The sequence below is a fragment of the Enterococcus lactis genome, from assembly GCF_015751045.1.
Lineage (GTDB): Bacteria > Bacillota > Bacilli > Lactobacillales > Enterococcaceae > Enterococcus_B > Enterococcus_B lactis.
In genome coordinates this window covers 112365-135873 of the sequence record NZ_BNJW01000004.1, presented here as the reverse complement: position 1 = coordinate 135873, position 23509 = coordinate 112365, and the positions used below count along the sequence as shown (strand labels likewise).

Here is a 23509-nt window from a genome sequence, read left to right as displayed (position 1 = left end):
GGGCCGCGAACTTATGTCGCGACCCTATTTTTAAGTAAGTTATATCATAACGGAGTGATCATGTGATTCATTAATAATAGTTTTTTCTATGTGTATTGCCTTTGTTCCAACGAACGAGCCAGATGATAAGTGCGATCGGAATCAAAACTTTGACCGCAAACCATAAAAGGCCACTTACGACACTAACAAAAAGACTGATGACAAAGCTAGCGGCAATCAACACTAAAAGAACCATGAAGATATTTAAGAACATATTTTTTTGACGCATACAAAACCCTCCTCTTGTTCATTCTTTACTATAGAAAAAGTATAACAGGGATTCTCTAAAAACACCTCCAACTGCAGACTGATTTTTACTTCATCTGCTTAAATGATCAAACAATTGCTTTTTCCCTTGTTTATCATCTAAAATAGAGCGGAAAAGGAGGAGAATATCATGCCTAAAAATCGTCTTGAAGCATTTACAGATGCTGTAATCGCCATTATCATGACTATTTTAGTTTTAGAACTTCATGAACCTAACGGAGATACGTGGGAGGCGCTCGCAGCATTAGGCTACCGATTTTTTATCTATATTGTCAGTTTCATCATCTTAGCGATTTATTGGAACAATCATCATCATTTATTTCAAGTTGTACATAAGATAAATGGACGGGTCTTATGGGCGAACAGTTTCTTTATTTTTGCGATTTCACTTTTTCCATTTGCCACTTCATGGATCAGTGAGTACATCAATAGTCTGGCTCCAGAAATGACTTATGGTTTTGTTACCTTGATCGCTAACATTGCGTATTATATCTTGGCAAAAGAACTTGTCAAAGCAAATAAGGGTCACGAGAAAGCATTGAAGACGATGCTGAATGATTACAAGAAATCATACTTATCGATTGGCTTGAATGTTTTAGGAATTGTCTTAGGCTATTTAGTAGCGCCAGTAGCCGTGCTGATCGCAAACATCGTGATTCTTGCTGCTTGGATCATCCCAAGCCGTACCATCGAATCACAATATCGGTAAAATGATCCGTGTTTAAAATTTAAGAGAAAAATATAGAAAAAATAAACAAACGATCAAATATCCGAGTGATACTAGTATTCAAAGAGGGATGCAGATGGATCAAAAAAGACTTCATGTAGGACTGATTACTAGTTTTGTCACGATGCTTATTTATTTGGATCAAGGTCATTTGACTTGGACAGTAGTTGGTGTCACGGTATTTTTGACATTATTCGCAGCAATAAAAAAATAAACATCTTTATGTAAGCTAATATTCTATCTATTTAATAAAAACATGTTTACAGCAGAATCATACTGCTGTAAACATGTTTTTATTTGTGGAAAAAATTTTTAAAAAAGTGTATCGAAAAAAATCGTTAGTTTTTCCACAGTGGATAACTTTATGATAGCTAAAAAAACAATAGATTAGTTAAAGGAGGCATATAGATTTCTTTTGTCAGGGGATATACAATAGAAATGAATAAATATTAACAAGAGTTCAGATGGGGTTAAAAAAGTAAATTCAGAAGAGTGAAAAATAACGAACCAACTATATTTTACATGTTATTTAATAGTTAAAAAATAACGATACACTTGTTTTGATTTCTCTGCTACTTCTAAAAACTGCTACTTTTTCCTTTGAAATGCCTTCAAAAAGTAGGATCAGGTAAAATCTACTGGCAGAAATCAAGGAAAAAGATACCTTCATAAGAGAGAAAAATGATAGAAAAGAAGAAAAATTATTTATAGAACAAGCTTTTTACAATAAATAGATATACCTATATGGGGTATAAAGAAGAACGAAAATTTCTCAATCGATTTAAGTGTCGAATAGGAAAATGTTAAGATATAAAGCATTTAAGCTAAAAAAATAATCATTTTTGATTAAAATGCGTACTTAAATTATGAAGGAGTTATGATAATATTTGTTTTTCAAGGAAAAGGACATTTCATTAATGTAATTAATCTGAAAATAGACATAACCGTTACTTTACTATTTTTTGATAAACAACAAAGGGAAACATATCCTGACTGCTTCAATGTGTAAGATGTATACTCCAAATAGCAGAGGTGAAAATCGATTTTTTTGAAAATCAATAATTGAATAAAAAAGGACTGTCATAGGTACACACTGGAATGTATCTGTGACGGTCCTTTTTTATGAACGATTTTATCGAAGACGGATAGTACGTGTCAAAAATAAAAAAGCTACGATTAGAAATAACAATAAAACGTACCCCAAAATAACGGCTAGGCGATCCAACTTATTTGTCGATATGTGTTTGTTTAAAAGCTGATAGAACCATAATCCAATCAGACCTCCTGTTGTATTAGTAATTACATCAGTGATATCCGCTACGCCAATACCGAATAGGAATTGAATAAACTCTGCGAAGAAGCTTACAAGGAAAATAATCCCTAATTTTTTAGAAAAGGAAAGCCCTTTGAAATTGACATTCAAAAGCACCCCAAAAGGGAAAAAGACAATGAAGTTATAAGTGGTCTCGCGCAAAACCGTCGTATTTTCAAAAGAAAAAGTAGAAAAAGGGACGAGATTGACATTGCTGTAAGAATAAGTGAGAAATTGTGGAAGATTAAATGATAGCTTGAATAAAATCAACCATAATAGAAAGAATAAATAAATCCCTAATAAAAATTTTGATATATACCGCATAGACATCTCCTCCATTTAAAAAGTATACCATCGAAAACCGCTGAAAAATCATAAAAAAGTATGAAGTTTAAGGACCAACGTGGTTATCGTACGAAAATTAGAAGCTTTTTTTGTTGGGAATCCGGTTTCTTTTAAATGAGTTTAAAATGAGAAAACGTCCAAATATATAACTTAAGTAATTTTTATTCGCTCACTTTTTCCTCTCAAAGATTATTTTTAATAATTATATAAACTACATGCATATATATATTATTTTTCGTATAAAAGTGGGATATGCTATACATGAAAAAATTATGGAAAGATAAGTCTTTCAACGCTTTTTTCTTCGAATTCATTCGTTTTACGCTTATTACATTAATGATATTTATTTTTTTATTTTCTTGATGATAAAAAGAAAAAGTTAGATGATTGCATATATAGTTATATATATAAATTTCAGATAATTCGAATTATTTTGCTGAATCACCTTGACATTGCCTAACGCCAAATGTATTATTTCAATAACTTTCATTATCTTTTAATTATTTCAGGTGATTTATTAATTAAACATGTTGCGCAATTATCTGGTTAATAGGGGTTGAAAAGGGTGAAAGCAGTATAAATAAGAGGGGGATATCCATTATATGAAAAAAGTTTTAGCTTTGCTTCTAGTAAGTGCCGTTATGCTGGGAGCATGCGGGAGTAATGCAAAAGGGTCTAGCTCTTCAAAGAAAAGTGACCTTGTATCAGAATATAGTTCTGTATATGTAACAGATCTTGAAACGCTAGATTACACATTCTCATCCCGTAAAACGAATAGTGACCACTATACTAACTTTGTGGAAGGTCTTTTGGAAAATGACCAATACGGGAACCTGAAAGGCGATATGGCTAAGTCATGGGAAGTTAGTGATGACGGGTTGACTTATACGTATCATCTTCGCAAAGGTGTTCCTTGGGTGGATAGTGAAGGAAATGAGTATGGGGCTGATGTGACAGCAAATGACTTTGTTACTGGGTTGAAACACGCGGTAGATGTACAATCAGAAACGTTATATATCGTGGCAGATAGTATCAAAGGCTTATCTGATTATATAGATGGTAAAACGAATGATTTTTCTACTGTTGGGGTAAAAGCAGTAGATGACTATACGTTGCAATACACATTGAATAAACCTGAACCATTCTGGAACTCAAAAACGACTTACGGTATCTTATATCCAATCAATGAAGAGTTCCTAAAATCAAAAGGGAAAGATTTCGGTAAACCAACACCAGACTCCATCCTTTATAATGGACCCTTCATCCTTGCAAACAATACAGCTAAATCAGTTATCGAATATACGAAGAATGAATCTTATTGGGATCCTAAAAATGTCCATTTAGACACAGTAAAATGGACCTACAATGATGGAAGTGATCCCGATGGGTTATTTAAATCTTACGAAAATGGAGAATTATCTCTTGCTCGTGTTTATCCAAATTCACCAGGATATAAAGACGTAACAAAAGCTTATCCAGATGGTGTGACTTGGTCTCAAACAGGTGGATCCACATACAATTTAACATTTAACTTTAACCGAGGTACATTTGATGCAACTTCAAAAACAACAGATAAAGAAAAAGAAGATACACAGAAAGCTATTTTAGACCGCAATTTCCGTTTAGCTATTCTATTCGGATTTGATAAGAAAAGCTATAACGCACAAAGTGTAGGAGAAGAAGGTGCCACTAAAGCATTACGTAATACACTTGTTCCTGCCGATTTTGTAGAAATTGGCGGAAAACCTTACGGTGATACAGTGGCAAGTAAATTAAAAGCACTGGATTCCGATGCTTTTGGCGATGTAAATTTATCTGATGGACAAGATGGGTATTATAACGCAGACAAAGCCAAAGAATATATGGAAAAAGCAAAAACAGAACTAGAAGCAAAAGGTGTGCAATTCCCTATTCATTTAGATATGCCAGTTGAGGAAACTTCTGAGATTAGTGTCAACATGGTCAAATCTTTGAAAAAATCAGTGGAAACTTCTTTAGGATCAGATAACGTAGTGGTTGATGTTCAACTATTGAATGAAGATAAATATTTAGCTGCTACTTATCAAGCCACGACCGGACAAGCTGGCGACTTTGACATTACAAATGCCTCTGGTTGGGGTCCAGACTACACTGATCCATCTTCTTACTTGAATATCTATGATTCACGCAAAGGGGATATGATCCATACACTTGGACTGGAAGCTTCTGCCGTAGTACAAGGAACGGATCCATCAACTGCTGCGAAAAAAGCAATCAACTTGTCTGAATACGACGCATTATTGGATAAAGCCGCTGCTATCACTGATGATTTAGATGCTCGTTACACTGCTTATGCAGATGCAGAAGCTTGGTTGTTAGATAATGCTTTGCAAGTACCAATTTATGCAGATGGTGGAACGCCGCGTGTCACAAATGTAGTACCATTTAGCGGACCATATGGTTGGGCAGGTATTGCTGCAAACAAATTGAAATATGTAGAAGTACAAAGCGATATCGTCACAACAGATCAATACGACAAAGCGAAGAAAGCTTGGGAAACGAAAAAAGAAGAAACTGCGAAAGAAGCAGAAACAACAAGTTCTAAGTAATTTAGCTGAATGAATAGTAAAAAAGGCTTTCAATTTCTATTGTAGCCTTTTTTACTTATATGATGAAAGAGAGGGAAAATTATGAAAAGATACCTTTTATTTAGGGTCCTGCGCTCTATACTTAGTATTTTTCTTGTAACTACCTTAACCTATGCGGTGATCTATTCACTTGTTCCGAGAAAAACGATATTTCAAAATGATGTGAATTACGGAAAATTAAAGGCAAAACCAGATGAACTGGCAGATTATGAAAATACAGCCTTCAGCAAGATGGGTTATATCGAATACTACACGACGAAAGAACTGAAAAAAGAAGTAGGAAGCAGTTCATCAGAAAAAGCCTCTTCTGAGCAGTTAGAAGAAAAATACCAAGATTGGGCGAAGAAAAATGGTTGGACGCTCAAACAATTTCCAATCAGCAAAGAATATTATGCGACAAAAGATATTCCATTAGTAAAACGCGTAGTGAATTTCTATGCGAATATGATCCAAATCGATCACCCATGGAAAGTAAAAGATGCCAGCAATCCTAACTTAAAACATTCTCTGCGTATCGAAAACGATGAGTTGGTCGGTTGGGCACTTGTCGGTTCAGGAACACAATATAAATACCAAATCTATTTCAATGGACAATTTCCTTATATCCATCAAAATATCGTTCATTTGAATCTAGGCACTTCATATCCGACATTTGCCGGACAAGCGGTAACAAGCATCATCTCAGGAGGACAAGGGAAAACAGAAAGTACAGAGACAACATTTAATGATGATTTTACAGCGCGCTCTTCTGCTAATATCTATCTCCGTCAATATCAGAAAACAAAAAACATCTCTTCACGAGACAAAAAATATTTTTCTGATAATTACGTCATCACAGACACGAATCACCAAGACCCATCGATGATCGGTACATCATTTCGTATGGGAGCTGTCGCTGTTATTATTGCTTATGCGATCGGTATACCTGCTGCGATGTTGATGGCTCGTTACAAAGGAAAGATACCAGATAAAGCAGGGATCGCTATCGTAACGGTGCTGATCTCCGTGCCAAGTCTAGCCTTTATCTATTTCTTCCGATTTATTGGAAGCAGCTGGTTTTCTTTGCCAGATTCCTTCCCAGCATTGGGCGCACAAGATATTCGCTCCTATATATTACCGACAGTGATTCTAGGACTATTGTCTGTTTCTGGAATCGTTATTTGGCTGAGACGTTACATGATCGACCAACAGTCTTCCGATTATGTTAAATTTGCGAAAGCAAAAGGTTTGAATGCGAAAGAAATTGCTAGAAAACACATTTTCAAAAATGCAGCTATCCCAATCGTCAATGGGATTCCAGGAAGTATCATCGGAGCGATTGCTGGGGCGACGATCACAGAAACAGTGTTTGCTGCGCCAGGTATGGGGAAAATGCTACCTGATGCGATCATTACCCATAACAATCCATTAGTTATCGCAATCGTTTTTGTCTTTACCACAGTATCCGTATTTTCAATCTTAGCCGGGGATATTGCGATGGCATTAGTCGATCCGCGAATCAAACTATCGTCAGGAGGAAAATAGCTTGGAAAATGTGAAAACAGAACAAATGAACGAATTCATTTTTGTAGAAACGAATTCGTTAGCTTCAGAAAAGATTGATACGCCGAAGTATTCGTATTGGCGTTCGGTCATGCGTAAATTCTTTTCAAACAAAGTTGCGATTTTTATGCTGATACTGATGCTGGCTGTCTTATTGATGAGCTTTATCCAGCCATTATTCAGCGGATACAAATTTATGGATGTAAAAGATATCAATGACTTTACGAAACGCTATAATCCACCAAGTGCAAAATTTTGGTTTGGTACAGATGCTAACGGCATGTCCTTATTCGATGCAGTTTGGGCAGGGGCGAAAACATCGATTTCCATCAGTGTCATTGCTACATTGATCACTACAGTTATTGGTGTAGTAGTAGGGGCGATTTGGGGAACATCGAAAGCAATTGACCGTTTCATGTTGGAAATTTACAACATCATCTCGAATGTGCCAACTTTACTGATCGTTATCGTTCTCTCTTATACGTTTGGTTCCGGATTTTGGAATTTGATTTTTGCGATGTGTGTGACGAGCTGGCTGAGCGTAGCTTACTTTATTCGGGTACAAGTCATGATCATCCGCGACCGCGAGTATAATTTAGCCTCAAAAACACTAGGAACACCGACCTTGCGGATGATTTTTCGTAATATCCTGCCTTATCTGATTTCTATCATCGTGACAGATGTATCTAGAGCGCTACCTTCGTTTATTTCATATGAAACCTTTCTTTCATTCTTAGGCGTTGGGTTAAGCAGTGATGTTCCTTCCCTCGGACGATTGATCGCAAAATATACGAATAACATGAGCAATTACCCTTATCTTTTCTGGATTCCTGTGACTGTACTGGCGTTAGTTTCTGTTTCTTTATACATCGTAGGACAAACTCTTGCAGATGCGGCAGATCCAAGAACACATATTTAGGAGGCAAACAATGGAGAATCAAACAATTTTATCAGTAGAAAACATCTCGGTCAGCTTCCATGTTCGTCACCGTGAATTAAAAGCGATCAGAAATGTCTCATTAGAGCTAAAAGAAAAAGAAACATTAGCCATCGTTGGTGAATCAGGATCAGGAAAATCAGTTCTGACAAAAACATTCACCGGGATGCTGGAACAAAACGGCAATATCACTTCAGGAACGATCCGCTATAAAGACAAGATATTAAGCGAATTGAAAAAGGATGAAGAATGGGAAGATATTCGGGGAAAAGAAATCGCGACGATCTTCCAAGATCCTATGACTTCACTGAATCCTATCAAAACAATTGGCTCACAAATCTCAGAAGTCATCATAAAACACCAGAAGAAATCAGCGAAAGAAGCGAAACGCTTAGCTGTCGAATTGATGGAAAAAACAGGAATCCCTAATGCGGCAAAAAGATATGATGAATATCCTTTCCAATACTCTGGTGGGATGAGACAACGGATCGTCATTGCTATTGCATTGGCTTGCCGACCTAAAATCTTGATTTGTGATGAACCGACAACCGCTTTGGATGTAACGATCCAGGCACAAATCTTGGAACTAATCAAAGAGCTTCAGGAAGAATATCAATTCACAACGATTTTTATCACCCATGATTTGGGCGTTGTCGCGGCTATAGCAGACAAAGTAGCTGTTATGTATGCTGGACAGATCATCGAAAGCGGAACAGTTGAAGAAATTTTTTATGATCCAAAACATCCCTACACATGGAGCTTGCTTTCTTCTTTGCCACAATTAGCACAAAAAGGAGATGTGCTTTACTCTGTACCAGGAACACCACCTTCTTTATATAAAGATATCCAAGGAGATGCTTTTGCGCCTCGCAGCGCCTATGCGATGAAGGTCGATTTTACTAGTGAACCGCCTATGTTCCAAGTATCCGAAACCCATTTTGCGAAGACTTGGCTGCTGGATCCTCGTGCACCGAAAGTACTTAAACCAAAACAAATCGAAAATCTTCATGAAAAAATGATTGCTTTGGCTGCAGAATTGGATAGTGAAGAGCAAGACGGGGGGAAGCAAGTTGTCAGCTGATAAAAAAACTTTGTTAACTGTAAAAGATTTAGAAATCACTTTTGGAGAAGGAAAAAGCAAGTTCGTAGCTGTCCAAGACGCCAACTTTGATATTTATAAAGGAGAAACGTTCTCTCTCGTAGGAGAATCTGGTTCAGGCAAAACGACGATTGGCAGAGCAATCATTGGGTTAAATCCGACAAGCAAAGGGGATATTCTCTTTGAAGGGAAAAAGATCAATGGACCCTTGTCGAAAAAAGAACAAGCAGAAAAAGTCCGTAAGATCCAAATGATATTCCAAGACCCATCCGCATCGTTGAACGAACGGGCAACAGTAGAATATATTATCTCAGAAGGCCTCTATAATTTTAACCTGTTCCACTCGGAAGAAGAGCGTTTGGAAAAAGTGGCAAAAATCATCAAAGAAGTCGGACTACTTCCAGAGCATATGTACCGCTATCCTCACGAATTTTCCGGCGGTCAAAGACAACGGATCGGGATCGCTCGTGCATTAGTGATGGAACCTGAATTAGTCGTAGCGGACGAACCAATCTCTGCTTTAGATGTTTCGATCCGTGCGCAAGTGTTGAACTTACTGAAAGATGCACAAAAAAAACGAGAAGTGACATATCTTTTTGTCGCTCATGATCTATCAGTCGTACGTTTTATTTCAGATAGGATCGCTGTGATCAGACAAGGACATATTTTAGAACTAGCTGAAACGGAAGAGTTATTCAACCATCCGCTTCATCCATATACAAAGGCATTGCTTTCAGCTGTGCCTATACCAGATCCTATTTTAGCAAGGAAAAGAAAATTACATGTGTATGATCCTAGCATACATGATTATACAAAAGACGGTCCGGTTTTCGAGGAAGTACGCCCCGGACATTTTGTATACGGGAATCAAAAGGAATTAGAAGCGTATCGAAAATTGTGAGATCTGCAGTTTGACTGGACACCGAAAGTCAGGTGATCAAACATGATAGTTAATCGATATTTTGGTAAAAGCAAGGGGAAGACAGAGGAGTCTTACCCCTTCTTAGTCCACAAAGGGGTGGATGAATTGGAGGATTGTTTATTTTGTAAAATAGTGAATGGAAGATTGCACCGAAGAAAAATAGTTGAGAGTGAAAATATTCTTGTATTTTTAGATAACGCAGGAGATGTCGATGGTCATATGATCGCTCTAGTCAAAAAAACATCGGGTCAATTTAATAGATTGCGAGCAAGAACTATTTATCGAATTGATGAACGTCATTCGAGCGGTTTCTCTTCATTGTGTCGAAAATTGCGGTTTTGATGGCGTCAATTTGATCAAAGCAGAAGATGAGACAGTAGAAGAACATGTCTCTCACCTTCATTTCCATATTATTCCTAGAAAAAAACAAGATGGGGTGGATGCTTGGCCCTTATTTACCGGCGCGATGAATGATTTAGAGACTATGCACCAGCTTCTTGATATGAGACAAAGGACAGGAGAAAAATCCAGTGCATAAAAGAGAAGAATGTACGCTCTTAGATACGATTCATTCGGTTTTTAATAAAAAAAGATAAGGTAGCGAGTTGCTTAGAAAACTTGCTACCTTATCTTTTTTTGTTAATACGACTCGAATGTTCGTTCTTTGTTTTGACTTTTCCAAGCCTTTTTCTTCTTGATACTAATTTTATGAAAAATCAAGAAATAATTGTTATACTAGGTAATGCTGACAAACGGGATTGGTATTTCATTTTGATTCAGCTTCTTTTCAAATCACTAGGAAGGAGGGATAGATTGTTCAAGACTTATTTTCGTTTCAATAAAATACAAGATAATCCTTTTCGTATCATGAACCTGATGCTACTTATCTTTATCGTATTATGGTTAGGTTACATAAATCATGACTTTTTGATTTCAAGTTTTTCATCATTAGGGATCTTTACTTTTTTCTATTATCAAAACATACCGATGAAATCTTTGCTGAAACGTATGTTTTTGATCGGTTGTGGACTTTTGTTTGCTTTCGTTCTAGGGATTTTGTCAACTTATGTTTTATGGCTTGAACCATTTGCTGTAGCTTTGGTTGCTTTTTCCAGCAGATTCGTGTTGCGATTATTCCATATCTCTAAACCAGGTGGCTTGTTTTTTGCGATGCTTTCTGCCATGGGAACGAGTATGCAGCTGCCAATCGCTCAATTACCGATCGTCTCGCTTTATTTTTTTATGGGTGTCGTTTTTGCCCTGATTGCGGCAGTGATTACAAAATTACTGGATTCACGACCTGAGCAGACAATTGAAAAAGCGACTCTAAAAGAAAGGTTTCATGAAGAGCCTTTGGTGATCATTGATTCTGTTTTCTACAGTGCCGCCTTGTTTCTGTCCGTTTATGTCAGTCATGGCTTGAATCTGCATAATCCTTATTGGTTGACCTTGTCATGTGCATCGATTTTGCTGGCGGAAAATTTGGATGCGACGAAGCATTGACAAGTCCAATATCTGATTGGATCGATGGGTGGGTTATGTGTGTCAGCAGTCTTGTCATTTGTGCCGTTCACGCAACTGCAGACGATTTTTCTGATTACGTTTCTTTACGGAATCGCACAATTTCTAGTTGCTAGAAATTACGCAGTTGCTAATATTTTTCTTAATCCCATGGCGTTGATGCTATCTACACTTATTCGAGAGGCCTATCTGATGTCTTTGATCGAATTTCGTTTTTTAGGAATCATCATAGGAAGTTTCATCGGTTTAGGTGTTGCGTGGGTAATGAATGTCGGGCTGCAACATTATTTAAATGTCGTTCGAAAGAAATTAGAATAGAAGGACAAATAGAAGTATATGTGCTAAAAAAGGTTGTGAAAAAGTCATTTTCACAACCTTTTTCTTAATACTCAAAACTGAGCGGCTTTTTCACAACCTCAATTAATCGAATGATACTTCAAAGCGGACAGAAGTAGGAAATTCCGCAATGATTTCGTTTAATATATTTGGTTTCACGTTTTTTACCTCTTGTCTGTGTTTCCAAACTGGACGCACTTTTTCTTCTGATGCAACGATTTTATGTCTATCCGAGTGAGCTACACGTTTCAAAAGATAGACGAAATTGATTTGCTGATAGGTTTTATCTGTGTTTTCTTCAATTGAAAAGGTACTTTCAATAAGGGCAAGCAAACGGACGATTTTTGTTTCATAACCAGTTTCCTCTAGCATCTCGCGAACAACGGCTTGTTGACTTGTCTCAAAACGTTTGACCGCTCCGCCAGGCAATACTTGGATGCCCTGTTCATTGTTTTCCCTGCTCAAAAGAATAGCATCTGTTTCCTCATTCCATAAAATTCCAGATGCCCGTATATCAAATTGAAAATTCTCTTCTACCATACGCAAATCATTTGTTTCCATTCCAACGCCCACCAATCTTTTTCGCAAAAAAATTTTTATATTTATTTTATCATCAATTTTTGTTTATGTTGGCGGCTGGGCAAACTTTTTTGAGATAATCATCGCTTTACTTGAAAGTCGTACAGATATTCTTGCTTTCTCCATAGTGAAGGTTCTACACGTCGCTTTTCCGTAAGAGACAAGCTACTTAGGTCGAGTTCCCAGATGATTAGATTATTATCATGATCATGGGTAGCAATCGCTACGTGTTCATCATCAATCACGGAGACAATAAATACCCCACTAAGATCCATGTTTGTCGGGAGTTTTTTAGTAGTTTCTGCAGTCTCAAGATCAATAAAGTAGATCGTGCCGTTACTTGAAAAGTAAACAAGCTGATCTTTATAAATAAAACTTCCTTTTGAAAAACTGAATCCTATATCTTCCAGTATTATTTCTCGGTCTGTTTCTTTAAATGTATACGATGAATCTTTCAGCGAATAGCTAAATAATCCAGCTCGCCGATTATTAGCAAAATCAAAAGCCACTCCGTATAAGTGGTTTTCATGAACATTTAGCCGATAACCTATCAGATATTCACTCCCTTCTATATTGGGGAACGAACCAAGGTTCTCACTGATAAGCGTATCTTCAGAAAGATAGAGTCTATCAACAAATAATTTTCCTATTTCTTCGTCACGTAAAATATAGAGAGACTGCTCATCGTTTCCAGTCGAAAAAATATGCCCGTTGATAATCGTATAGTCATTATTAAAATAAAGATTGTTTTGATAAAGGATGTCATCGGTATCTGGATAGCCATGATTGAACAAAGTAACCAGCTTCCCGTCCAATATGACGCTGTCTATTCCTGTATGCTCTTTTGTTTGGCGCTTTTCCTTTTCGATTTTTCCTGAATGAGGTGTATAAACAAAGTCATGCGTTCGATCAGATAAAAAGACTTTTTGATCATGTTGTACGAAAGTGCCTAGTTCCAGTCCTTCTGTTTTTAAAATCACTTGATCCTTCTTTCCGATACCAACAAATCTGCCAGATGTTACAAACTTGTCCATTGTATTCGAAAAATAGAGATAATAATCATAATCACCTGTCAGTTCTTTTCTTGCATCAGTACATCCCGATATCCCTAACAATAAAAGGAACCCCAAGCTAAGAAATAGGTATTTATATTTCATGACATCTCCTTATTAACGGTCATATTCTAAAAAAACATTCCCATATTATTCCACCTATTACCGATTTTTTCATTCTCTAACACTCCTTTTATTTTTTTATATTTCAACAATTACAGTGTATTCTAACTAGCAATCAAATGTAAGACACAAATCATTGCGCCATATATTCAATTCCTAAATTTTCCGTTATAGTTAATATGGGAGAGAATACTTAAATGAAAGGAGCGAGGGATGGAGATCCATCAGTGGTTGCGTGAGAAGAGAAGGGAAAAAGGGTATACTCAAAAATGGGTGTCACTTCAGTTACATATTACAAGACAAGGTTTGTCCAATTGGGAAAATGGCCGGTCATATCCAAGTTATGAGATGCTCTATAAATTGATTTGTTTGTATGGATGCTCAGCTAAAGAGATTTCAGAACTGTTTACAAGAGAAAGAGAAACAAAGAACTAGGATACACCATTTCTTTTTTTAGATCCCAATCGTTATAGACTCTTTTCAATTACAAATGTTTCTAATATAGTTGATATTGAGGGAAATGGATGCGGTTTAACAACGAGGAGGATGCTTGGATGGTATTTGCTCGATGGCTGACAAAAAAAAGAAAAGACCGAAGTTATACACAAGATTTCGTTGCACGACAATTAGGTATCACAAGACAAACACTTTCCAAATGGGAAACAGGTCTATCGCGTCCCAGTTACGAGATGTTACAAAAAATTTTTCGTTTTTACGACTGTTCGCAAAAAGAAGTAGCTGAATTGTTTAAGACAATCGGAAACGGTAAGATGTGAATGTGGGAAGAATAATTGGTAGATCATATGTAATAATAAAACTTATTTCCGAAGAAGCACCTTTTGGAACACTATTCATTCGGAAAAAGTGATTGTGACACGACTTTTGCCATAGCCTCGTTTTAGCAGGTTGACTTTCTTTTTAACATTTGATACCATTCAAAATACAAATCGTAATTATTCCGATTTGTATTCTTTAACATGACTACAATCAAAGAAGAAAGTGGGTCGTCTATATGGAAAAAACAGATATCTCAAGTGCGTATCGCCGTTTGAAAAGCCCAAATATCAAAACACGAAAACGTGCGTTGAAAATCATCAAAGATGTGAAACGAAATAGTGGAAAAAGGTAAGAAGAAGGAAACTTAATAAAAAAATAGCCGAAAAACGTTGTTAAAAAACGTTTTTCGGCTATTTTCAATTATTTTTGTTTATTCCCACTCAATAGCCTATTAGGAAGTAAGAAAATTCAACACTGATTTGTTGGGATTTTTAACGGTATAGCTAGCGTGATTAGATTTGAATTGAATTAAACTGTGACCAAAAGTGTGACCATAAACGTCTCTTTTTTGGATATATTATTCTATTCATGCGAATAACCTTGATTAAATGCGGGTGTTTATACTCCATTTTATTTTAGGTTGACACACTTGAGCTTTAAGAATATACTCTAAACGAATTGAATATTTCTTCGGGGCAGGGTGTAATTCCCGACCGACGGTGACGAGTTTACTCGAAGTCCGTGACCCACATTTTTGTGGTTGAGCCAGTGAAAATCTGGCACCGACAGTTAAAGTCTGGATGGGAGAAGAAAAGTTGACTGAAGGTCGGTTTTATTTATTAAAATCGATTTACCTTTAGGTTTGTTTAGTTATGCCCTGTGATTAAATTCGCAGGGCTTTTTTTGTTGAAAGGGGGAATTTATATGCACCAGTCTTTCATGCTAGCTGCGATTGCAGAAGCAAAAAAAGGAAAGGGAAATACCTTTACCAATCCATTAGTTGGAGCAGCAATTGTAAAAGAAGGAAAGCTAATCTCACTAGGTGCCCATTTACATTATGGCGAGTCCCACGCTGAAGTAAATGCTATTCAAAATTGTAGTTCCCCCGAAGAACTGTTTAATTCAACTTTATATGTTACTTTAGAACCTTGTAACCACCAAGGAAAACAGCCACCTTGTACGCAAGCCATTGTTCAGTCTGGTATCACAACAGTAGTCATAGGTCAGCTTGATCCGAATCCTTTAGTGGCAGGAAAAGGCAGAGAATTTCTACAAAAGCATAGAATCAAAGTAATTGTAGGTGTGGAAGAAGAGAAATGTAGAGCACTGAATCCTTTTTATAACCACTTTTTTGAAATGGATCGTCCCTATATCACACTAAAACAAGCCGTTACACTAGATGGGAAGATTTCTATAAAGAAAGGTTCTCGGCACTCAATAACAAGCCCAAAGGCAATTTCAAGAGTACGGAAAGAGCGAGGAGAATACCAAGGAATCGTGGTGGGGAGCGAAACTGTTCTAGTTGATAACCCTCATTTGTTGCCTGATGCTGAAAATATTTTCCCGCCAGTGCGCATCGTTTTGGATCGTAGAGGGCGGATTCTTAAAAGTCCTGAACTCAATCTTTTTCAAAAGACAACAAGTCCGGTTTGGATATTTACGGAAAATCATGAGCTAAAGGAAATATTCCCCCATGTAACAATTTTTTATACACCTAAGTTTTCTTTTGCCTTCTTTATTGAGACCATGAGAAAGAAAGGTGTTCAGTCGTTGTACGTAGAAGGAGGAGCGAAAATCCATGATGCTTTTTTAGCAGAAAGTCTCTGGGACGAAGTCATCAGTTATATTGCGCCCAAACTTTTTGGGGGAACAAGTCCGATGTCCTTTCATAGTGAACGTTTAGTCTCTAAAGACCAGCAATTAGAATTTTTGGAAGTTGAACAGCTTGGAGAAGACATTCGAGTGAGGGGGAAACGAAAGCAATGTTCACAGGATTAATCGCCGAACAAGGAATAGTCAAAGAAATTAGACGAAACCAGCAAATGATCCAACTCACTTTTCAGGCTTCCAACAGTATACTAAGTGATTACAACATTGGTGATAGTATGGCAGTCAATGGGGTATGTTTAACTGCTATTGAGGTTTCAAGTACATTTTTTAAAGCTGAAATAATGCCTGAAACTTTTCAACGGACCACTTTTTCCACCGTAAAAGTGGGCGATAGAGTCAATTTAGAACGAGCAGTTTTGATGATGCAACGTTTTGAAGGACATTTTGTTGCGGGACATATTGATACTGTTACAAGGTTGATTAAGAAAGTAGAGAATCAAAATGCATTAGTTTTGACGTTTGCTTATCCAACCAAATATGCAGGTGAAATCATTCCACAAGGATCAATTGCAATTAATGGAGTAAGTTTAACAGTGACGGAAACAACAACAGCAAGCTTTTCAGTTAGTCTGATTCCACATTCCAAATCCTTGACAAATCTGGGAAATTTAAGTGTAGGACATTTTGTGAATATAGAAACGGATATGGTTGGAAAATATGTAAAGGCACAGAGAAATAAATTTGAAATGTATAAGGAGAAGGACTTACTATGAGTAATATTACTGAAGCAATAAAGACCCTGAAAAAGGGTGGGCTAATCATTGTAGCTGATGATGAAGATAGAGAATCAGAAGGAGATCTGGTTGGTTTAGCCGAATATGTGACACCTGAGGCGGTCAATTTTATGACAAAGTTTGGTCGAGGATTAATCTGTGCGCCACTATCTAAGAGCATTGCGCAACGCTTGTCTTTAGGAGAAATGACAGCTCATAATACGGATGCGTTTGGTACAGCTTTTACGATTAGTGTGGATCATAAACATACGAAGACTGGTATTTCCGCATTTGATCGAGCAACTTCCATTCAAGCATTGGCTGATCCTCATTCGAAATCAAATGATTTTCTTAGACCAGGACATATTTTCCCTTTGATTAGTGTAGAGGGCGGAACGCTTGTACGTCGAGGACACACTGAAGCTGCGATTGATTTAGCGAAATTAGCTAATAGCGTAGAGGCTGCTTATATTTGCGAGATCCTAAAAGAGGATGGAACGATGGCAAGGATGAAAGACCTGACCCGTTTATCTGAAAAATGGCAGTTACCCTTAATTACTATTGATGAGTTGGTAAAATTTTTAGAAGAAAGTAGTCATATAACAGTAAACTTACCGACAGATTATGGTGATTTCAAATTGACGATTTATGAAGATGGAGAAAAGCGGGAGCATTTATTGTTAACAAAAGGAGATATTCAAAATAGTCAATCTCCTACATTAGTCCGAGTTCATTCAGAATGTTTAACCGGTGATGTCTTCGGGTCTCATCGTTGCGATTGTGGTGAACAGTTACATGAAGCGATGAGAATGATTGAGAAAGAGGGGACTGGGGCTATTCTTTATCTTCGTCAAGAAGGTCGTGGGATTGGATTGAGGAATAAGCTAAAAGCTTATCAATTACAAGAACAAGGACTTGATACTTATGAAGCAAATATTGAATTGGGGTTTGCTCCGGATGAACGAGATTATCACTTTGCAGCAGATATTTTAAAATCAATTGGTGCAACGTCCATTCGATTACTTACAAACAATCCCGATAAAGTAACAGAGCTACAACAGGATGGAATTACGATTGTCGATAGGGTACCCATTGAAACCGTTCCACAAAAGGAAAACCAAGCCTATTTAAAAACAAAAAGAGATAAGTTCCACCATTACTTATCAGTATAAAAATAAAGGAGCAAGAAAATGACAATTTATGAAGGAAATTATTCTCCAAGGGATCTTCGAATAGGAATTGTAGTCGCGCGATTTAATGAATTTATCAATCAAAAATTATTGCAAGGAGCATTGGATAATTTAAAAAGACACGGCGTTAAAGAAGAACAAATTGATATATATTGGGTACCAGGAGCCTTTGAAATTCCTTTTATTACCAAAAAACTCAGCAAAAAGGATAGTTATGATGGGTTGATTACGTTGGGGACAGTGATCAGAGGCGCAACTACTCATTATGAATTAGTTTCCAATGAGGTAGCAAAAGGAGTCGCACATATTAACCTAGAATCCGATATTCCCGTGATGTTCGGTGTATTAACCACAGAATCCATTGAGCAAGCAATTGAAAGAGCAGGGACGAAAGCAGGGAATAAAGGTAGTGAAGCTGCTCAAGGGTTAATTGAAATGATCTCTCTTTCACAACAAATTTGAAAATTCCTAATTTTTAGAGTATGACGAGTTTACTGCGAAAATATAAACCTTCAGTTTACTGAATACAACAAACGCAGTTATTAATATCAAAAGTGCCTGTCAAGGATTATCCTGACAGGTATTTTTGATAAGTAAAATGGTCACGTATGTAATTATAATTTCTGTAATATTTTGCCATTAAAAAGAAAAGTAAAAAAACAATGAAATTTAATACAAAAATTGATTTGTAAAATGATTTTCTTATGCGAATATACCTAGTGAATCTGGACTTTTTGTAAAAAATTTTTTATGAAATATATAAATAATACTTGTTTAGAGTTATTATAATTATATATTGTGAAACAAATTATTTATTAGGAGTAGTGCTTATGCTTAAAAGTTTTTTACAAAAAGTTACACATAAGAAATAAGAAATAAATTCAAAAGAAGTTTTATCTAAAAAGTATCGTGAAGTAAAAGGGTTATCTTTTGTACAAAGTGATGATGAAACCATAGTGATAGATTTTTTAAATAATATGGATAAAGAGTTTTCCGTAGGTAAAACTGGTTGGAGACAGCAGGGAGATTATTTTGAACAATTTTTAGCAGCTGTTTTTCGATTAGCTAATTATGAAGTTGAAGTAACAAAAAAAGAATATCAAAATGATAGATATGTATATACAGGAGACAACAATATAGATTTAATTATAAAAAAAGATGATGAATGTATTGCAGTACAAGCAAAACATTACCGTTTAAATACTAAAGCCCCGAAAATTATTACAGTAGACTATATCAAACATTATTCTGGAATTTCAGATAAAGGTTGGACAAATAAACTATTTATCACTACTTCCTTATTTAATCCATATGTATACATGGAAATAGAAAAGAATGAAAAGGCACAAAATATTGAATGGTATGATAGATATGGATTGTTACAGCTATTGAATAACTTGATCCCAAAAACTATAGAAAAAGATATTTTTTTAAAAAGTTTACCTGAAAAAGTTGTCAAATGTCCAAAATGTGAATCTGGCTTTATTGTAGATAAATGGAGTGAGAGCAACCATAGTTATTTTAGAGCTTGTACTATGTATCCTGAATGTAAGTATACAGAAAAGTCATTTAGTTAGTAAGGTATTAAAATAAGCATTATGTTGATAGAATATACTAAAAAATTCTTTGTTATTTCTGTATCTATAATTGTTTATTAAGCTTCGAGCATAATCGGGATGGCAATTTTTATTAAAAATTAAATACTCTGTTAATCGGTTGAATAAGGCTGATTTACTCATGAAAAAATATTTTGCTACTTCTTCAAAAGAAGAGAATCGATAGAGCGCATATTTTAAAGCTGAGTCATTTGCCATTAAGATACTAGCTCCAACATTAGCGCGATATTCTTTAGGCAAGTCTTCTGATAAATAACCATTTTCTGAAATCATATCAGAAAATGTATGTCCTTCTCTCACATAAGGAATATCTTTATAAAGATGAACAATTTCATGCATTTCAGTGAAATTTCTTCTTTCACACATGTAAGAAACATATATGGGATTTTTCAGATGTCATTAGACCAAGCAGTGGTTTTGGGACTACTTGAAAAAATCCTGCAAAAGTTATTGGAAATGTGAAGAAAAAGAAAACTACAGTTGATTTTTGGACAAAAGAAGAATTTGAAAAAGTTATTTCAACTTTTTATATTGATGATTTGTACCAACATTGTGGTTTTATTTGTATTTGGTTACTTTTTATGACCGGTATGCGTTTGGGAGAAGCCACTGCATTAAGTTGGAAAGATATTGATTTTGAAAATAAAAACTTGCGTGTGAATAAACCACTCTATTATAAGAATGCCAAAACCTATGAGTTTGTAGAACCCAAAACAGCTTCTAGTATTCGTACAACCGAACAAGACGACGATACAATTACCTTTTTAAAAGATTGGAAGGAGCGTCAAGATTCAATAGGAGGCATGTCGTTTGTACTTTCTTATAATGGAATACCTACTCAGAAATATACAATCCGTCATATTATGAGAAGACATGCAACGATTGCTGGTGTTCATATAATCCGCATACATGGGTTAGACATAGTCATGCTTCTTTGCTTATATCACAGCGAAAGGATGCACTTCGAATTAAGGAGAGACTAGGGCATGCTGATGTACAAACGACTTTAGGAACTTATGGTCATTTGTATCCCAATTCATTGAGAGAGATAGCGAATGATTTGACTGGATCTATCCAAATTAATTTTTCTAAAAGCAATCTGACACCTGAAACTAAGAATCAATTTACGACAGATAAAAAAAGGAACAACGAACACAAGTGTGACCAAAATGTGACCACCCCAAAAGAAACACGCTAGAAATCCTATAACATAGGCTTTCTAGCGTGTTGTTTCTTATTCCCACTCCACTGTTGCTGGTGGTTTAGAAGTGATGTCATACACAATACGGTTGACATGGGCTACTTCGTTTACGATACGTACAGAGATTTTTTGCAAGACTTCCCATGGGATACGGGCAAAGTCAGCTGTCATTCCGTCGATTGAAGTCACCGCACGGATACCGACTGTGTAGTCGTAAGTACGTCCGTCACCCATAACACCGACAGAGCGGATTCCTGGAAGAACAGTGAAATATTGCCAGATATCACGGTCAAGTCCAGCAGCTGCGATTTCTTCGCGCAAGATAGCATCAGATTCGCGTACGATTTCTAGCTTGTCTTCAGTGATTTCGCCAAGAACACGAATACCAAGACCAGGGCCAGGGAATGGCTGACGCCAAACGATTGAATCAGGCATGCCTAATTGAGTACCTAATTCACGGACTTCGTCTTTGAATAGTGTGTTTAATGGTTCGATCAATTCAAATTGCATATCTTCTGGCAGTCCACCTACATTATGGTGAGATTTGATCGTTTGTGCTGTTTCTGTACCAGATTCGATAACGTCAGTATACAACGTTCCTTGTGCTAAGAAAGAGACGCCTTCTTCACCAGCAAGTTTTGTTGCTTCGTCATCAAAAACATATACGAATTCATTCCCAATGATTTTACGTTTTTGTTCTGGGTCAGATACACCTTTCAACTTGTCTAAGAAGCGATCTCTTGCATCGACTTTGATGATGTTCAAGCCGAATTTTCCGCCTAGACTTTCCATTACTTGTTCCGCTTCGCCTTTGCGTAGCAGACCATGGTCAACGAAGATAGATGTCAATTGGTCACCAATCGCTTTTTGTAAAAGAACCCCAACGACACTAGAATCAACGCCGCCTGAGAGACCAAGCAAGACTTTTTTGTCACCAACTTGTTCACGGATTTTTTCTACTTGCATATCGATAAAGTTATCCATTGTCCAGTTACCTTCACAGTGGCAAACATCAAAGGCAAAGTGGCGCAACAATTCGATTCCGTATTCGGAATGACGTACTTCTGCATGGAATTGGATACCATAAAAATTACGTGTTGTGTCTTGGATAGAAGCAATCGGACAATCTTTGCTTGTTCCGACTGTTTCAAAGCCTTCAGGAACTTTAGTTACCAAGTCACCATGGCTCATCCATACTGTTTGTTGTTTTGGTGTTTCTTTAAACAAGACAGCTTGATCGCTTGTTACTTCTAACAAGGCTTTCCCATATTCGCGGTTTTTAGCAGGCTCTACGGAACCGCCAAGTTTGTATGTGATCAATTGCATACCATAGCAAATCCCTAATACAGGAATACCTAAATTGAAGATCTCAGGATCGATCCCAAATGCATTCTCATCATATACACTGTTTGGTCCGCCAGAAAGAATGATTCCCTTTGGATTCATCGCTTTTACTTCTTCTGCAGTAATGCGGTGGCTCAATAATTCGGAAAAGACTCCAAGATCACGAATACGTCTTGTGATCAATTGGTTATACTGACTACCGTAGTCTAATACGATAATCTTTTCAACGTTCGTCATATCGGCAACGTTTGTCAAATTTATTACCCCTATCCCTTTAAATTTTATCTCAAAATAGTCAAACTATTTTAAAATGCTAATATTTTCGCATGAAAATCGAATCGATAATATGATTTTCAGTTTTATGGAGAATTATATCGGCTCTTCCTCGTGTAGGCAAGATATATTCCTGTAAATTTTTCAAATTCACATTTTTCCATACATCTTTTGCCATTTTAAAGGCTTCTTCACGATCTCCGATAGCAAAACGATAATAATAATTCTCTGGATTTTGGAAAGCCGTATCCAGTAACGCGCCAAAACGATCCAAATACCATTTTTCGATCAGCACGGGATCGGCATCGACATAGACAGAAAAATCAAAAAAGTCGCTGACGTAGATTTGCTGATTCGCAGGTAATTGAAGCGTATTAATCCCCTCAACGATCAAGATATCAGGTTGCTGGATCAGCTCGTACTTATCCGGAATGATATCATATACATCATGTGAGTAAACAGGTACTTTTATCTCTTCCTGACCAGATTTTACACGATTCAAGAAGTCGATCAGCATCTCCATATCATAACTTTCAGGAAATCCTTTGCGATCCATGATTCCACGCTCTTTTAATATACGATTTGGATAAAGAAATCCATCAGTCGTGATCAGCTGAACATTTCTTCGTTTGAAGGTACGAGACAAAATCGTCTGCAGCAGTCTGGCTGTGGTACTTTTTCCAACGGCTACGCTTCCGGCAATCCCGATGATAAAAGGCGGTACTTCTACATATTTATGAAGAAATAAACCTTTACTCAAGAACAAAGATTCGAATTCTTTCATATATAGATATATCAGATGAGCAAGAGGTACATAGATATCTCGAACATCCTGCATGGAAATGCGGTCATTCAAACTTTTGATATTATCTAGTTCATCTTGTGTCAAAGGTGCTTGCCCATTACGATAAAATTCTCGCCATTCTTCTCTTGCCACACGGTAGTAGTTCATTGGATCATTCATATTAGCCTCCTGCGTTCTCCCATCAATGGAACTATTTTAACACAAAATAAACACAAACCCCACTACTTAAGAGAGATTGCCAATCTTTTTGTACAATCTTTATAATAGAAAGA

At 36.6% G+C, this 23509-nt stretch carries 24 protein-coding genes, 1 pseudogene and 1 riboswitch; of the genes and pseudogenes, 18 read left to right on the top strand and 7 right to left on the bottom strand.

Features of this window, described 5'->3' with window-relative positions:
* Positions 1-70: 70 nt before the first annotated feature.
* Positions 71-268: a hypothetical protein gene (locus tag KFO35_RS03575; protein ID WP_002315480.1), complete on the bottom strand. Its 198-nt coding sequence runs from the start codon at positions 266-268 to the stop codon at positions 71-73.
* A gap of 168 nt (positions 269-436) precedes the next feature.
* Between KFO35_RS03575 and KFO35_RS03570 the strand changes: the two genes are divergently transcribed.
* Positions 437-1015, top strand: a complete 579-nt coding sequence (locus tag KFO35_RS03570) for a TMEM175 family protein (protein ID WP_156271942.1) — start codon at positions 437-439, stop codon at positions 1013-1015.
* A gap of 94 nt (positions 1016-1109) precedes the next feature.
* Positions 1110-1247, top strand: a complete 138-nt coding sequence (locus KFO35_RS03565) for a hypothetical protein (RefSeq protein ID WP_002319331.1) — start codon at positions 1110-1112, stop codon at positions 1245-1247.
* Positions 1248-2165: 918 nt separating this feature from the next.
* On the opposite strand, the gene KFO35_RS03560 is transcribed toward KFO35_RS03565, so the two are convergent.
* Positions 2166-2669, bottom strand: a complete 504-nt coding sequence (locus KFO35_RS03560; RefSeq protein ID WP_002315482.1) for a VanZ family protein — start codon at positions 2667-2669, stop codon at positions 2166-2168.
* 623 nt (positions 2670-3292) lie between these two features.
* Here KFO35_RS03560 and KFO35_RS03555 point away from each other — a divergent pair.
* The 7 genes and pseudogenes from KFO35_RS03555 to KFO35_RS03525 all read left to right on the top strand — a co-directional run bounded on the left by KFO35_RS03555 (position 3293) and on the right by KFO35_RS03525 (position 11656).
* Positions 3293-5278 carry a peptide ABC transporter substrate-binding protein gene (locus KFO35_RS03555; RefSeq protein ID WP_002315483.1) on the top strand — a complete coding sequence of 662 codons (1986 nt, stop codon included), beginning with the start codon at positions 3293-3295 and terminating at the stop codon, positions 5276-5278.
* Positions 5279-5359: 81 nt separating this feature from the next.
* Complete coding sequence (locus KFO35_RS03550) at positions 5360-6841, top strand: ABC transporter permease (protein WP_002315484.1); 1482 nt, start codon at positions 5360-5362, stop codon at positions 6839-6841.
* 25 nt (positions 6842-6866) lie between these two features.
* Positions 6867-7778, top strand: coding sequence for an oligopeptide ABC transporter permease OppC (gene oppC / locus KFO35_RS03545; RefSeq protein WP_047928056.1), 912 nt, complete (start codon positions 6867-6869; stop codon positions 7776-7778).
* A 10-nt stretch (positions 7779-7788) separates the two neighbouring features.
* Complete coding sequence (locus KFO35_RS03540; RefSeq protein ID WP_002292656.1) at positions 7789-8877, top strand: ABC transporter ATP-binding protein; 1089 nt, start codon at positions 7789-7791, stop codon at positions 8875-8877.
* Positions 8867-9796 (top strand): ATP-binding cassette domain-containing protein, encoded by a 930-nt coding sequence (locus KFO35_RS03535; RefSeq protein WP_025477281.1) that lies wholly within the window; start codon positions 8867-8869, stop codon positions 9794-9796. Before KFO35_RS03540 ends, KFO35_RS03535 begins: the two co-directional genes overlap by 11 nt.
* A gap of 310 nt (positions 9797-10106) precedes the next feature.
* Positions 10107-10355: an HIT family protein gene (locus KFO35_RS14115; RefSeq protein WP_207718866.1), complete on the top strand. Its 249-nt coding sequence runs from the start codon at positions 10107-10109 to the stop codon at positions 10353-10355.
* 275 nt (positions 10356-10630) lie between these two features.
* Positions 10631-11656 (top strand): annotated as a pseudogene (locus tag KFO35_RS03525) (FUSC family protein).
* Positions 11657-11758: 102 nt separating this feature from the next.
* Here KFO35_RS03525 and KFO35_RS03520 read toward each other — a convergent pair.
* Together KFO35_RS03520 and KFO35_RS03515 are read right to left on the bottom strand one after the other, a co-directional pair.
* On the bottom strand, positions 11759-12235 hold the full coding sequence (locus KFO35_RS03520) for an NUDIX domain-containing protein (protein WP_002315489.1): 477 nt from the start codon (positions 12233-12235) through the stop codon (positions 11759-11761).
* A 98-nt stretch (positions 12236-12333) separates the two neighbouring features.
* Positions 12334-13410: a YycP family beta-propeller protein gene (locus KFO35_RS03515; RefSeq protein ID WP_002315490.1), complete on the bottom strand. Its 1077-nt coding sequence runs from the start codon at positions 13408-13410 to the stop codon at positions 12334-12336.
* A 231-nt stretch (positions 13411-13641) separates the two neighbouring features.
* Here KFO35_RS03515 and KFO35_RS03510 point away from each other — a divergent pair, with 231 nt between their 5' ends.
* From KFO35_RS03510 to KFO35_RS03475, 8 genes are all read left to right on the top strand, one after another.
* Entirely contained in the window at positions 13642-13863 is a 222-nt protein-coding gene (locus KFO35_RS03510; protein ID WP_002309857.1) for a helix-turn-helix domain-containing protein, read from the top strand.
* An 89-nt stretch (positions 13864-13952) separates the two neighbouring features.
* Entirely contained in the window at positions 13953-14204 is a 252-nt protein-coding gene (locus tag KFO35_RS03505) for a helix-turn-helix domain-containing protein (protein WP_002309856.1), read from the top strand.
* A 236-nt stretch (positions 14205-14440) separates the two neighbouring features.
* Positions 14441-14557, top strand: coding sequence for a putative metal homeostasis protein (locus tag KFO35_RS03500; RefSeq protein WP_002288644.1), 117 nt, complete (start codon positions 14441-14443; stop codon positions 14555-14557).
* Between the two features lie 330 nt (positions 14558-14887).
* Positions 14888-15021: riboswitch (FMN riboswitch) on the top strand.
* 108 nt (positions 15022-15129) lie between these two features.
* Positions 15130-16203, top strand: a complete 1074-nt coding sequence (gene ribD, locus KFO35_RS03495) for a bifunctional diaminohydroxyphosphoribosylaminopyrimidine deaminase/5-amino-6-(5-phosphoribosylamino)uracil reductase RibD (protein ID WP_156271940.1) — start codon at positions 15130-15132, stop codon at positions 16201-16203.
* Positions 16188-16808, top strand: a complete 621-nt coding sequence (locus tag KFO35_RS03490) for a riboflavin synthase (RefSeq protein WP_002315492.1) — start codon at positions 16188-16190, stop codon at positions 16806-16808. The genes ribD and KFO35_RS03490 overlap by 16 nt, the downstream gene beginning before the upstream one ends.
* Positions 16805-17980 carry a bifunctional 3,4-dihydroxy-2-butanone-4-phosphate synthase/GTP cyclohydrolase II gene (locus KFO35_RS03485; RefSeq protein ID WP_002315493.1) on the top strand — a complete coding sequence of 392 codons (1176 nt, stop codon included), beginning with the start codon at positions 16805-16807 and terminating at the stop codon, positions 17978-17980. Before KFO35_RS03490 ends, KFO35_RS03485 begins: the two co-directional genes overlap by 4 nt.
* Before the next feature lie 18 nt (positions 17981-17998).
* Positions 17999-18460: a 6,7-dimethyl-8-ribityllumazine synthase gene (ribH, locus tag KFO35_RS03480; protein WP_002315494.1), complete on the top strand. Its 462-nt coding sequence runs from the start codon at positions 17999-18001 to the stop codon at positions 18458-18460.
* A gap of 494 nt (positions 18461-18954) precedes the next feature.
* Positions 18955-19575: a restriction endonuclease gene (locus tag KFO35_RS03475; RefSeq protein ID WP_181728959.1), complete on the top strand. Its 621-nt coding sequence runs from the start codon at positions 18955-18957 to the stop codon at positions 19573-19575.
* On the opposite strand, the gene KFO35_RS03470 is transcribed toward KFO35_RS03475, so the two are convergent.
* On the bottom strand, positions 19564-19953 hold the full coding sequence (locus KFO35_RS03470; protein WP_025477284.1) for a hypothetical protein: 390 nt from the start codon (positions 19951-19953) through the stop codon (positions 19564-19566). The genes KFO35_RS03475 and KFO35_RS03470 overlap by 12 nt on opposite strands.
* Positions 19954-20072: 119 nt before the next feature.
* On the opposite strand from KFO35_RS03470, the gene KFO35_RS14110 reads away from it, so the two are divergent.
* Positions 20073-20597, top strand: a complete 525-nt coding sequence (locus KFO35_RS14110; protein WP_002315497.1) for a site-specific integrase — start codon at positions 20073-20075, stop codon at positions 20595-20597.
* Positions 20598-20848: 251 nt separating this feature from the next.
* On the opposite strand, the gene guaA is transcribed toward KFO35_RS14110, so the two are convergent.
* Entirely contained in the window at positions 20849-22414 is a 1566-nt protein-coding gene (gene guaA, locus KFO35_RS03460) for a glutamine-hydrolyzing GMP synthase (protein WP_002298578.1), read from the bottom strand.
* Positions 22415-22472: 58 nt separating this feature from the next.
* Positions 22473-23396, bottom strand: coding sequence for a type I pantothenate kinase (gene coaA, locus KFO35_RS03455; RefSeq protein WP_002288627.1), 924 nt, complete (start codon positions 23394-23396; stop codon positions 22473-22475).
* Positions 23397-23509: the final 113 nt, after the last annotated feature.

Bases quoted from the DNA above. Each gene is read 5' to 3' on its own strand.
- KFO35_RS03575 (WP_002315480.1), bottom strand. From the start codon at position 268: ATGCGTCAAAAAAATATGTTCTTAAATATCTTCATGGTTCTTTTAGTG.
- KFO35_RS03570 (WP_156271942.1), top strand. From the start codon at position 437: ATGCCTAAAAATCGTCTTGAAGCATTTACAGATGCTGTAATCGCCATT.
- KFO35_RS03565 (WP_002319331.1), top strand. From the start codon at position 1,110: ATGGATCAAAAAAGACTTCATGTAGGACTGATTACTAGTTTTGTCACG.
- KFO35_RS03560 (WP_002315482.1), bottom strand. From the start codon at position 2,669: ATGCGGTATATATCAAAATTTTTATTAGGGATTTATTTATTCTTTCTA.
- KFO35_RS03555 (WP_002315483.1), top strand. From the start codon at position 3,293: ATGAAAAAAGTTTTAGCTTTGCTTCTAGTAAGTGCCGTTATGCTGGGA.
- KFO35_RS03550 (WP_002315484.1), top strand. From the start codon at position 5,360: ATGAAAAGATACCTTTTATTTAGGGTCCTGCGCTCTATACTTAGTATT.
- oppC (WP_047928056.1), top strand. From the start codon at position 6,867: ATGAACGAATTCATTTTTGTAGAAACGAATTCGTTAGCTTCAGAAAAG.
- KFO35_RS03540 (WP_002292656.1), top strand. From the start codon at position 7,789: ATGGAGAATCAAACAATTTTATCAGTAGAAAACATCTCGGTCAGCTTC.
- KFO35_RS14115 (WP_207718866.1), top strand. From the start codon at position 10,107: ATGAACGTCATTCGAGCGGTTTCTCTTCATTGTGTCGAAAATTGCGGT.
- KFO35_RS03520 (WP_002315489.1), bottom strand. From the start codon at position 12,235: ATGGAAACAAATGATTTGCGTATGGTAGAAGAGAATTTTCAATTTGAT.
- KFO35_RS03515 (WP_002315490.1), bottom strand. From the start codon at position 13,410: ATGAAATATAAATACCTATTTCTTAGCTTGGGGTTCCTTTTATTGTTA.
- KFO35_RS03510 (WP_002309857.1), top strand. From the start codon at position 13,642: ATGGAGATCCATCAGTGGTTGCGTGAGAAGAGAAGGGAAAAAGGGTAT.
- KFO35_RS03505 (WP_002309856.1), top strand. From the start codon at position 13,953: ATGCGGTTTAACAACGAGGAGGATGCTTGGATGGTATTTGCTCGATGG.
- KFO35_RS03500 (WP_002288644.1), top strand. From the start codon at position 14,441: ATGGAAAAAACAGATATCTCAAGTGCGTATCGCCGTTTGAAAAGCCCA.
- ribD (WP_156271940.1), top strand. From the start codon at position 15,130: ATGCACCAGTCTTTCATGCTAGCTGCGATTGCAGAAGCAAAAAAAGGA.
- KFO35_RS03490 (WP_002315492.1), top strand. From the start codon at position 16,188: ATGTTCACAGGATTAATCGCCGAACAAGGAATAGTCAAAGAAATTAGA.
- KFO35_RS03485 (WP_002315493.1), top strand. From the start codon at position 16,805: ATGAGTAATATTACTGAAGCAATAAAGACCCTGAAAAAGGGTGGGCTA.
- ribH (WP_002315494.1), top strand. From the start codon at position 17,999: ATGACAATTTATGAAGGAAATTATTCTCCAAGGGATCTTCGAATAGGA.
- KFO35_RS03470 (WP_025477284.1), bottom strand. From the start codon at position 19,953: ATGCATGAAATTGTTCATCTTTATAAAGATATTCCTTATGTGAGAGAA.
- coaA (WP_002288627.1), bottom strand. From the start codon at position 23,396: ATGAATGATCCAATGAACTACTACCGTGTGGCAAGAGAAGAATGGCGA.